This is a genomic window from Pseudomonas sp. Kh14, assembly GCF_900291005.1.
Taxonomy (GTDB): domain Bacteria; phylum Pseudomonadota; class Gammaproteobacteria; order Pseudomonadales; family Pseudomonadaceae; genus Aquipseudomonas; species Aquipseudomonas alloputida.
In genome coordinates this window covers 853563-865061 of the sequence record NZ_OLKJ01000038.1, presented here as the reverse complement: position 1 = coordinate 865061, position 11499 = coordinate 853563, and the positions used below count along the sequence as shown (strand labels likewise).

The following is an 11499-nucleotide window of genomic DNA, read 5'->3' as shown; positions in this document are numbered from 1 at the left end:
TTCACTCCCGATGGTCGTGGGTCTGGGTGATACGGCCTTGTTCCACGTGGAACAAAGCAACTGGCGTTTCCGTCTGCCAGCCTTCCCTCAGTAATTCGTGATCTACACAGGTGATGAACACCTGGCAGTGTAATTCTTCAAGCAAGCGGCATAGTGCGCGGCGATGCTGGTCATCCAGTTCGGACGGCAAGTCATCCACGAGATAAATACAGTGACCGCGGCGAGCCTGACTAACGAGGTGGCCTTGGGCAATGCGCAATGCGCATACCACCAACTTTTGCTGACCACGCGACAAGATGTCGGCTGCGTTGTTGCCAGCCAACCGCAAACGCAGATCAGCACGCTGCGGACCGGCTTGGGTATGGCCCATCTGCTGATCGCGAAGGAGGGAGGAGGCGAGTACTTCTTGCAGTTCCCGGTCCTTGTCCCAACCTCGGTAGTAGCTCAGGGTCAACCCGTCCAGCTCGACCAGTTCGCTCAGGGTTCGCTCGAAGACGGGCTTCAAGGCCTTGATGTAGTTGCGACGGTATTCATCTATTTCCGCGCTAGCCAGGCACAATTCCCGGTCCCAGGCGGCTTGCGAAGCTGGGTCAAGTGTACCATGACGCAACCATGAGTTCCGCTGCCGCAGCGCCTTCTGAAGGCGTTGCCAGGCTGGCAGAAAACGAGGTTCCACGTGGAACACTCCCCAGTCCAGAAACTGGCGGCGTATTTTTGGGGCACCTTCCAGCAGCCGGAAACTGTCTGGGTTGATGAGCTGAAGCGGCAGTAACTCAGCCAATTGCGCGGCGCTGCGCGCATTCTGCCCATCAATGCGAATAGTAAACTCCCCTTGCCGCTCGCGGGACACACCCAGGTTGCTCGTACCACCCTCCGTCAGCTGAACCTCACCGAACACAGTACAGGCAGCCTGTTCGTACTGAATAACCGGATTCAGGCGAGTGCTGCGAAATGAACGGGCCAGCCCGAGCAAATGCACGGCTTCTAGCACGCTGGTCTTGCCGCTGCCGTTGGCGCCGTAAAGGATGTTGATGCGGGGGGAGGGTAGGAGTGTCACCGGGTGCAAGTTGCGCACCGCGGTGACCATGATACGTCGAAGGGACATTTGGCCTGCTACAGCTTACAGTCGCATCGGCATGACAACGTAGGAAGAATCGTCATTGCCAGCTTCCTGCAGCAGCGCACTGCTGTTTGAATCGGACAAAATCAGACGAACTTGCTCAGTAGTCATCACGCCCAGCACGTCTAGCAAGTAGCTGACGTTGAAACCAATCTCCAGCGAGCTACCTTCGTAGTCCACGCTGATTTCTTCTTCAGCTTCTTCCTGCTCGGGGTTGTTAGCCTGGATCTTCAGTTGACCGGCTGCCAGCTGCAGGCGAATACCGCGGTACTTCTCGTTGGAAAGAATCGCAGTACGGCTGAAAGCTTCACGCAGCGCCTGGCGGTCTCCAACGACCAGCTTGTCACCGCCTTTGGGCAGTACGCGCTCGTAGTCAGGGAATTTGCCGTCCACCAGCTTGGAGGTAAAGGTGAACTCGCCAGTAGTGGCGCGGATGTGATGCTGGCCCAGCACGATGCTGACCATACCTTCAGGATCGGTCAGCAGGCGCGCCAACTCCAGGATACCTTTACGCGGCACGATAACCTGGTGTCGATCCTCCTGCTCGATCGGCGCACTCATCGAGCAAAGCGCCAGGCGGTGACCATCGGTGGATACGGCGCGCAACGTGTTGCGGGAAACCTCAAGCAGCATGCCGTTGAGGTAATAGCGCACATCCTGTTGGGCCATGGCGAAGCTGGTTCGCTCGATCAGGCGGCGCAGCTTGCTCTGCTCCAGGTTGCAGGTCAGCGAACCCGGGCCTTCTTCCACAGTCGGGAAGTCATTGGCAGGCAGGGTCGACAGGGTGAAGCGGCTGCGGCCGGCCTTTACCAACAATTTCTGCTCATCGACCTTGATATCGATCAGGGCGTCGTTAGGCAGGCTTTTGCAGATGTCCATCAGCTTGCGCGCCGGAACAGTGATCTCGCCAGGCTCGGCCGGCTCTTCCAGTTGCACGCGGCCTACCAGCTCGACTTCCAGGTCGGTACCGGTCAACGACAGTTGCTGGCCTTGTACGACCAGCAATACGTTGGACAGGACCGGCAAGGTCTGACGGCGCTCGACGACACCGGCGACCAGTTGCAGGGGTTTCAACAGGGCTTCGCGTTGAATGGTGAAATGCATGGTCTAGTCCCTTGCCTTCAATTAGCTGCGCAGACGGCCATCAGGTCGTCAGCGTCCGCAGCAGGTTCTTGTAGTCCTCGCGGATGTCCGCGTCGGATTCCTTCAGTTCATTGATTTTGCGGCAGGCGTGCAGCACGGTCGTATGGTCGCGACCACCGAACATGTCGCCGATTTCCGGCAGACTGTGGTTGGTCAACTCCTTGGACAGGGCCATGGCTACCTGACGCGGGCGCGCGACAGAACGCGAACGACGCTTGGACAACAGATCGGAGATCTTGATCTTGTAGTACTCAGCGACGGTACGCTGAATGTTATCCACACTGACCAGTTTGTCTTGCAGCGCCAACAGATCCTTGAGCGATTCACGAATCAGCTCGATGGTGATGTCACGCCCCATGAAGTGCGAGTGAGCGATAACCCGCTTCAGTGCACCTTCCAGCTCACGGACGTTGGACCGGATGCGCTGAGCGATGAAAAAGGCTGCGTCATGCGGGAGCTCGACTTTGGCCTGGTCGGCCTTCTTCATCAGGATCGCTACGCGGGTCTCCAGCTCTGGTGGCTCGACAGCCACCGTCAGGCCCCAACCAAAGCGCGACTTCAGACGCTCTTCCAGGCCTTCGATTTCCTTGGGATAGCGGTCAGAGGTAAGGATTACCTGCTGGCCGCCCTCAAGCAAGGCGTTGAAGGTGTGGAAAAACTCTTCCTGTGAGCGCTCTTTGCGAGCGAAGAACTGGATATCGTCGATCAACAACGCGTCCACCGAGCGGTAGAAGCGCTTGAATTCGTTGATGGCATTGAGTTGCAGCGCTTTGACCATGTCCGCGACGAAACGCTCCGAATGCAGGTACACCACCTTGGCGTTCGGATTCTTCTTCAGCAGATGGTTACCCACAGCATGCATAAGGTGAGTTTTACCCAAACCCACACCGCCATAAAGGAACAGTGGGTTGTAGCCATGCTTAGGGTTGTCTGCAACCTGCCAGGCAGCCGCGCGGGCGAGCTGGTTCGACTTACCTTCGACGAAGGTGTCAAAGGTAAAGGTCCGGTTCAGGTAACTGGTGTGCTTGAGCGCACCTTCAACCTGCACGGTGCGCTGTTCAGCCCGGCCACCACCACTGGGCGGCGCCGCAGCGGGCTCGGCCATGGCATCAAAGCTGTCACGCGAAGACGTCTCGACCAGTACAGGCTCGGCTGCAGCCACGGCAACGGGTTCAACCGCTGCTGCCGGGGCCGTCTTGTGTGCCTGAGTCTGCGCCAGCGAAGCCGCAACGGCAGCGCTGACTGGCGCGTTGGGCGCAGCCCTTGGGGCCGAGCTGCGACGGCTACCTATTAATAAGGAAAGGGCTGGTGCAATGCCGCTACCGTTCTCACCCAACAGCTCGAGCAAGCGACCCAGGTACTTTTCATTGACCCAATCGAGAACGAAACGGTTAGGCGCATAGACGCGCAACTCGTCGCCTTCGGCTTCGACCTGTAGCGGACGGATCCAGGTGTTGAATTGCTGGGCAGGCAGTTCATCGCGCAGAAGCTCCACGCACTGCTGCCAAAGTTCCACTGACACGGATATCCCCTGAGTTTGAAAGCCGGATGAGGCAAAAACAAACCGCCATTGTACCGGTCGAGCGTTCAGTTATCCACATGTGGACACGTTAGGAACCACGACAAAACAGCCATTTATCGACCAAAACGGCTTTTCGCCTCTGTGAATAAGCCCTGTGGATAAACGACCATGAGGGCTATGCACAACCCCACCCCTTAGCCTGTTGATAAATCTACTGTGGATAACTGGTGTTTTCATCCACAGCTTTCGCTCACGATGGGAACAAGCGCAGCACGGGATCAGAACAAAGTTGTAAAACTCTGTACACCCCGTAATTCATGGGCCGGCGCAGGTTATCCACAGAAGGTTATCCACTTAAGAGTTATAAGTTCTTCAAAAAAGCTTTTTATATGTCTCTTCTTTTTTTTCATGTTGTCCCCGATCCGTGTGTCCGATCAAGCACCCCTTGGGCACTGATCAACAGGCACCGTCCATCACATGCTCTATATGGAAAGACTGGTTGGAAATTGACCTATGGGCTTGCTTTCTCTAGAATCGCCGGTCTCTTAAAAAGGGGGCCATCCCGGCCCGTCGTCGACAAACCAGGTAACACGCCATGAAACGTACTTTCCAACCAAGCACCATCAAGCGCGCCCGCACCCACGGTTTCCGTGCCCGTATGGCTACCAAGAACGGCCGTGCTGTTCTGTCGCGTCGTCGTGCCAAAGGCCGTAAGCGTCTGGCCATTTGATTTTTCGGCACAGGTGGTGAGTCAGGACTTCAGTCGGGAAAAGCGACTGCTTACACCCCGGCATTTCAAAGCGGTCTTCGACTCCCCAACCGGCAAGGTTCCAGGGAAAAACCTGCTGATCCTTGCTCGCGAGAACGGCCTCGATCACCCACGCCTTGGCTTGGTAATCGGCAAGAAGAGTGTCAAGCTCGCCGTTCAACGCAACCGCCTCAAGCGCTTGATGCGCGATTCCTTTCGTCTGAACCAGCAATTGCTTGCCGGCCTGGACATCGTGATCGTCGCGCGCAAGGGATTGGGTGAGATAGAAAACCCGGAATTGCACCAACACTTTGGCAAGCTCTGGAAACGCCTGGCGCGCAGCCGGCCAACACCAGCAGTCACCGCCAATTCCGCAGGGGTAGACAGCCAAGATGCGTAAACTGGCACTCGTTCCGATCCAGTTTTACCGTTACGCCATTAGTCCTCTGATGGCCAACCACTGTCGGTTTTTCCCCAGTTGCTCCTGTTACGCATATGAAGCCATCGAAAACCATGGCATCTGGCGTGGTGGGTGGCTGGCCGTTCGTCGCCTGGGGCGTTGTCATCCGTGGAATGACGGCGGTTTCGACCCCGTTCCACCCGCTCCTTCCTCCCGAACTTCTTCGATAGCCGAGTAATCATGGATATTAAACGCACGATCCTGATCGCCGCGCTGGCAGTCGTGTCCTACGTCATGGTCCTGAAGTGGAACGATGACTACGGCCAGGCTGCCCTGCCGACTCAGAATACTGCTGCCAGCACTGTTGCTCCGGGCTTGCCCGATGGCGTGCCGGCCGGTAACAACGGTGCCAGCGCCGATGTACCGAGCGCCAACGCCGAATCGAGCCCTGCCGAACTGGCACCGGTCGCACTCAGCAAGGACCTGATCCGAGTCAAGACCGACGTTCTGGAACTGGCTATCGATCCGGTCGGTGGTGACATCGTCCAGCTGAACCTGCCGAAGTACCCACGCCGTCAAGACCACCCGAACATTCCATTCCAGTTGTTCGACAACGGTGGTGAGCGTGTTTACTTGGCACAAAGCGGTCTGACCGGCACCGACGGCCCGGATGCCCGCGGCAGCGGCCGGCCCCTGTATGCCGCCGAGCAGAAGAGCTACCAGCTGGCCGATGGCCAGGAACAACTGGTGGTAGACCTGAAGTTCAGTGACAACGGTGTCAACTACATCAAGCGTTTCAGCTTCAAGCGCGGTGAGTACGACCTGAATGTCAGCTACCTGATCGACAACCAGAGCGGCCAGGCCTGGAACGGCAACATGTTTGCCCAGCTCAAGCGTGATGCCAGCGGCGATCCGTCCTCCAGTACTGCCACCGGCACCGCTACCTACCTGGGTGCTGCCCTGTGGACAGCTTCTGAGCCTTACAAAAAGGTCTCGATGAAGGACATCGACAAAGGTAGTTTGAAAGAAAATGTGTCCGGCGGCTGGGTTGCCTGGCTGCAGCACTACTTCGTGACCGCCTGGATTCCGGCCAAGTCGGACAACAACGTTGTCCAGACCCGCAAGGATAGCCAGGGCAACTACATCATCGGCTACACCGGCCCGGTTATCAGCGTACCGGCTGGCGGCAAGGTCGAAACCAGTGCCCTGCTGTACGCCGGCCCGAAGATCCAGTCCAAGCTGAAAGAGTTGTCCCCAGGCCTGGAATTGACCGTCGACTACGGCTTCCTGTGGTTCATCGCCCAGCCGATCTTCTGGCTGCTGCAACATATCCACAGCCTGCTGGGTAACTGGGGCTGGTCGATCATCGTGCTGACCATGTTGATCAAAGGCCTGTTCTTCCCACTGTCGGCTGCCAGCTACCGCTCCATGGCGCGTATGCGTGCCGTTGCACCTAAGCTCGCTGCACTCAAGGAACGCTTCGGTGACGATCGCCAGAAGATGTCCCAGGCGATGATGGAGCTTTACAAGAAAGAGAAGATCAACCCACTGGGCGGCTGCCTGCCGATCCTGGTGCAGATGCCGGTATTCCTGGCCCTGTACTGGGTATTGCTGGAAAGCGTGGAAATGCGCCAGGCCCCATGGATCCTGTGGATTACCGACCTGTCGATCAAGGATCCGTTCTTCATCCTGCCGATCATCATGGGCGCCACCATGTTCATCCAGCAGCGCCTGAACCCGACTCCGCCGGATCCGATGCAAGCCAAGGTAATGAAAATGATGCCAATCATCTTCACCTTCTTCTTCCTGTGGTTCCCTGCCGGTCTGGTGCTGTACTGGGTTGTGAACAACTGCCTGTCGATTTCGCAGCAGTGGTACATCACTCGCCGTATCGAAGCAGCTACCAAAAAAGCTGCTGCTTGACGGGCTAATACGCTAGCCTGTGAATAAAAAACGCCCCCTAGTGGGGCGTTTTTGCTATCTGTCGTTTTTGTCGTAGAGGCTTTCGAGCATGAACACTGTGCGTGAAACCATCGCCGCCATCGCCACGGCCCAGGGCCGGGGCGGTGTGGGAATTGTCAGGTTGTCCGGCCCCTTGGCTGCCAAGGCCGGCCTGTTGATCACTGGCCGCACCCTGACCCCGCGGCATGCCCATTACGGTCCGTTTCGCGACGATGAAGGGCTGGTGCTGGACGAAGGGATTGCTCTGTTCTTTCCTGGGCCTAATTCGTTCACTGGCGAGGACGTGCTTGAACTGCAGGGACACGGTGGCCCCGTGGTCTTGGACATGCTGCTGCAGCGCTGTGTACAAGTCGGCTGTCGTCTGGCCCGCCCGGGCGAGTTCAGCGAGCGCGCCTTCCTCAACGACAAGCTCGACCTGGCGCAGGCTGAAGCCATCGCCGACCTGATCGAGGCCAGTTCCAGCCAGGCAGCGCGCAACGCCCTGCGCTCGCTGCAAGGGGAATTCTCCAGGCGTGTGCACAGCCTCACCGAGGCGTTGATTGCCCTGCGTATTTACGTCGAGGCGGCGATCGATTTTCCTGAGGAAGAGATCGACTTCCTCGCCGATGGCCACGTGCTGTCGATGCTTGATGCCGTGCGTAGCGAGTTATCCACTGTGCAGCGCGAGGCCGGGCAGGGCGCCTTGCTGCGTGACGGCATGACGGTAGTCATTGCCGGCCGGCCGAATGCCGGTAAATCGAGCTTGCTGAACCAGCTGGCCGGTCGGGAAGCTGCCATCGTCACTGACATCGCCGGCACTACGCGGGATATCCTGCGCGAACATATCCACATCGACGGCATGCCGCTGCACGTTGTCGATACTGCCGGCTTGCGCGATACCGATGACCATGTGGAAAAGATCGGTGTGGAACGCGCCCTGAAGGCCATTGGCGAGGCAGACCGCGTGCTGCTGGTAGTCGACTCCACTGCGCCCGAGGCCAGCGACCCGTTCGCTTTGTGGCCGGAGTTTCTCGCTCAGCGGCCGGACCCGGCCAAGGTCACGCTGATTCGCAACAAGGCCGACCTGAGTGGTGAGCGGGTAGCGCTGGAACAGTGCGATGACGGCCATGTGACCATTACCCTGAGCGCCAAGGGCGACGATACAGGGCTGCAGCTGCTCCGCGACCATCTGAAGGGCTGTATGGGTTACGAGCAGACTGCGGAGAGTGGCTTCAGCGCCCGCAGGCGCCATCTGGATGCTTTGCGCCAGGCCAGCGAGCACCTGGAGCACGGCCGTGCTCAATTGACCTTGGCGGGCGCGGGAGAGCTTCTGGCTGAGGACTTACGCCAGGCACAGCATGCGCTGGGGGAGATCACAGGAGCATTCAGCTCGGATGACCTGCTTGGGCGGATTTTCTCCAGCTTCTGCATCGGCAAGTAATCCACAGCCAGGCAAGGCCAAGCGCCGCTCCTTAGGGGGCGGCTTTTTTTGCCTGAAATTCGTTGCAGAAGATGAATACAGGCCGATGACCCAAGCACCTGTGGGAGCGGGCGGGCCCGCGAGAAGCCCTTACAAGCACCAGATCTCTGTGGATGTACCGACCCTTTCGCGGGCTCGACCGCTCCAACCTGACCATGTCTGGCCGCCAGCGCGATGAATTTTCCATGCTCGGCTTAAAAACTGTGCTCAGGAGCCCTGTGGAAAAGTTGCCTTCAGCTCAGTTGATAAGCGGGCTTTTTTTCTGAGGAAAAACCCACCTGTGGGTAAAGAAGCATTTAATCCACAGGCTAAATGACGTTATCCAGAGCCCTCATGGCACTCCAGACACAGGGTTTAATTTCTCTCTACATAGCGCCATTATTGGGATACAGGACTTTATCCACAGAAGTCGCTGTGCATAAGAATAAACATAAAAACAAAGCTTTTTAAATTTCTTCTCTCTGATTTCTGTTGTTTGCCACTCATCCACAGACTGGTCAAAATTTGCTCAGACGGTTTCTTTACTGGGGGTGAAGTCCCTATACTTGTCCGCTTACCTTCTCTATTCGCAAAAACAGGCACGAGGTGCGTGGTGGATTTCCCTTCCCGTTTTGACGTGATCGTCATCGGCGGCGGCCATGCCGGTACCGAGGCTGCGCTTGCGTCTGCACGCATGGGTGTGAAGACCCTGCTGCTGACCCATAACGTGGAAACCCTCGGTCACATGAGCTGCAACCCCGCCATCGGCGGTATTGGCAAAAGCCATCTGGTCAAAGAGATCGATGCGCTCGGCGGCGCCATGGCGCTGGCCACCGACAAGAGCGGCATCCAGTTCCGCGTTCTGAACAACCGCAAGGGCCCGGCCGTACGTGCCACCCGTGCACAAGCCGACCGCGCCATCTACAAGGCAGTGGTACGTGAAATCCTGGAAAACCAGCCAAACCTGTGGATATTCCAGCAGTCCTGCGACGACCTGATCGTCGAGCAGGACCAGGTCAAAGGCGTGGTGACCCAGATGGGCCTGCGTTTCTTTGCCGAATCGGTGGTGCTGACTACCGGTACCTTCCTCGGCGGCCTTATCCACATTGGTCTGCAAAACCATTCCGGTGGTCGCGCCGGTGATCCACCTTCGATTGCCCTGGCCCACCGCATGCGTGAACTGCCGCTGCGCGTCGGCCGCCTGAAAACCGGTACCCCGCCACGCATTGACGGCCGCTCGGTGGACTTCTCGGTAATGACCGAACAGCCAGGCGATACGCCGATCCCGGTGATGTCGTTCATGGGCAATGCCGAAATGCACCCGCGTCAGGTGAGCTGCTGGATTACCCACACCAATGCGCGCACCCACGAGATCATTGCGTCGAACCTCGACCGTTCACCGATGTACTCGGGCGTGATCGAAGGTGTCGGTCCGCGCTACTGTCCGTCGATCGAAGACAAGATCCACCGCTTCGCCGACAAGGAAAGCCACCAGGTGTTCATCGAGCCGGAAGGCTTGAACACCCATGAGTTGTACCCCAACGGTATTTCCACTTCGCTGCCGTTCGACGTGCAGTTGGAGCTCGTGCGTTCCATCCGTGGCATGGAAAACGCCCACATCGTGCGCCCCGGCTACGCCATCGAGTACGACTACTTCGATCCCCGCGACCTCAAGTACAGCCTCGAGACGAAAGTCATCGGCGGCCTGTTTTTCGCCGGGCAGATCAACGGCACCACCGGGTACGAAGAAGCCGGCGCCCAGGGCCTGCTGGCCGGGACTAACGCCGCACTGCGGGCGCAGGGCCGTGACAGCTGGTGCCCGCGCCGCGACGAGGCATACATCGGCGTACTTGTGGACGACCTGATTACCTTGGGTACCCAGGAGCCGTACCGCATGTTTACCTCGCGTGCCGAGTACCGGCTGATACTGCGCGAAGACAACGCCGACCTGCGACTGACCGAAAAGGGCCGTGAACTGGGCCTGATCGATGACCAGCGCTGGGCCGCGTTCTGCGCCAAGCGCGACGGTATCGAGCGTGAGGAACAGCGCCTGAAATCGACCTGGGTTCGGCCGAATACCGAGCAAGGCCAGGCCATTGTGGATAAATTCGGCACTCCGCTGAGCCACGAGTACAGCCTGCTCAACCTGCTGGCGCGCCCCGAAATCGACTACGCCGGCCTGATCGAAGCGACTGGCGGTGAAGCGATCGATCCACAGGTTGCCGAGCAGGTCGAGATCCGCACCAAGTACGCCGGCTACATCGACCGCCAGCAGGATGAAATTGCCCGACTGCGCGCCAGCGAAGACACACGCCTGCCTGTGGATATCGACTACACGACGATTTCCGGCCTGTCCAAGGAGATACAGGGCAAGCTGAGCCAGACCCGTCCAGAGACGCTGGGCCAGGCTTCACGTATCCCGGGTGTGACCCCGGCGGCGATTTCCCTGTTGCTGATTCACTTGAAAAAACGCGGCGCTGGCCGCGAATTGGAGCAAAGCGCTTGAGTTCCCTGGTCACCCCTCAACACGCTGAAGAGTTGTCCACAGGTGCGCGCCAGCTTGGTGTCGAGCTGACTGCCGAGCAGCACGAGAAGCTGCTTGGCTACCTGGCTCTGTTGATCAAATGGAACAAAGCCTACAACCTGACTGCTGTGCGCGACCCGGACGAGATGGTTTCTCGTCACCTGCTCGACAGCCTTAGCGTCATGTCTTTTATCCACAACGACCGTGATAACTGGCTGGATGTTGGCAGCGGCGGTGGCATGCCCGGCATCCCGCTGGCTATTCTGCATCCACACAAGCGCGTCACCGTGCTGGACGCCAATGGCAAGAAAACCCGTTTCCTGACACAGGTGAAAATGGAACTCAGGCTGGACAACCTCACGGTTATCCACAGCCGGGTCGAGGCCTTCCAGCCGGCACAACCGTTCGACGGAATCATCTCCCGCGCCTTCAGCAGCATGGAGAACTTCACCAACTGGACCCGCCACTTGGGCGACACCGGGACGCAATGGCTTGCAATGAAGGGGCTGCATCCTGCCGATGAACTGGTAGCATTGCCCGCAGACTTCACAGTGGAAAGCGAACAGGCCCTGACCGTTCCGGGTTGCCAGGGCCAGCGCCATCTGCTGATACTGCGCCGCAAGGCATGACTGGGAACACTCG

General features: G+C 58.4%; 10 protein-coding genes. 7 read left to right on the top strand and 3 right to left on the bottom strand.

Annotated elements, in window-relative coordinates:
- Position 1: 1 nt before the first annotated feature.
- The 3 genes from recF to dnaA are packed head-to-tail and all read right to left on the bottom strand — an operon-like array spanning position 2 to position 3785.
- Entirely contained in the window at positions 2-1105 is a 1104-nt protein-coding gene (gene recF / locus FQ668_RS26385; RefSeq protein ID WP_014589201.1) for a DNA replication/repair protein RecF, read from the bottom strand.
- A 15-nt stretch (positions 1106-1120) separates the two neighbouring features.
- A complete protein-coding gene (gene dnaN, locus FQ668_RS26380) occupies positions 1121-2224 on the bottom strand; it encodes a DNA polymerase III subunit beta (protein ID WP_003253156.1) in 1104 nt (367 codons plus the stop codon).
- 40 nt (positions 2225-2264) lie between these two features.
- A complete protein-coding gene (dnaA, locus tag FQ668_RS26375) occupies positions 2265-3785 on the bottom strand; it encodes a chromosomal replication initiator protein DnaA (protein WP_010951427.1) in 1521 nt (506 codons plus the stop codon).
- Between the two features lie 595 nt (positions 3786-4380).
- Between dnaA and rpmH the strand changes: the two genes are divergently transcribed.
- From rpmH to rsmG, 7 genes are all read left to right on the top strand, one after another.
- The gene (rpmH, locus tag FQ668_RS26370; protein WP_003253163.1) at positions 4381-4515 is read left to right on the top strand and encodes a 50S ribosomal protein L34; all 135 of its coding nucleotides are present in this window, start codon (positions 4381-4383) and stop codon (positions 4513-4515) included.
- A 13-nt stretch (positions 4516-4528) separates the two neighbouring features.
- Positions 4529-4933 (top strand): ribonuclease P protein component, encoded by a 405-nt coding sequence (rnpA, locus tag FQ668_RS26365; RefSeq protein WP_003253166.1) that lies wholly within the window; start codon positions 4529-4531, stop codon positions 4931-4933.
- Positions 4926-5171 (top strand): membrane protein insertion efficiency factor YidD, encoded by a 246-nt coding sequence (gene yidD / locus FQ668_RS26360; protein ID WP_003253169.1) that lies wholly within the window; start codon positions 4926-4928, stop codon positions 5169-5171. The genes rnpA and yidD overlap by 8 nt, the downstream gene beginning before the upstream one ends.
- Before the next feature lie 2 nt (positions 5172-5173).
- Positions 5174-6856, top strand: a complete 1683-nt coding sequence (yidC, locus tag FQ668_RS26355; RefSeq protein WP_053867751.1) for a membrane protein insertase YidC — start codon at positions 5174-5176, stop codon at positions 6854-6856.
- An 88-nt stretch (positions 6857-6944) separates the two neighbouring features.
- The gene (gene mnmE / locus FQ668_RS26350) at positions 6945-8315 is read left to right on the top strand and encodes a tRNA uridine-5-carboxymethylaminomethyl(34) synthesis GTPase MnmE (protein WP_010951424.1); all 1371 of its coding nucleotides are present in this window, start codon (positions 6945-6947) and stop codon (positions 8313-8315) included.
- A 631-nt stretch (positions 8316-8946) separates the two neighbouring features.
- Positions 8947-10839, top strand: coding sequence for a tRNA uridine-5-carboxymethylaminomethyl(34) synthesis enzyme MnmG (mnmG, locus tag FQ668_RS26345; protein WP_014589199.1), 1893 nt, complete (start codon positions 8947-8949; stop codon positions 10837-10839).
- Positions 10836-11486 (top strand): 16S rRNA (guanine(527)-N(7))-methyltransferase RsmG, encoded by a 651-nt coding sequence (rsmG, locus tag FQ668_RS26340; RefSeq protein WP_020192710.1) that lies wholly within the window; start codon positions 10836-10838, stop codon positions 11484-11486. Before mnmG ends, rsmG begins: the two co-directional genes overlap by 4 nt.
- Positions 11487-11499 lie beyond the last annotated feature (13 nt).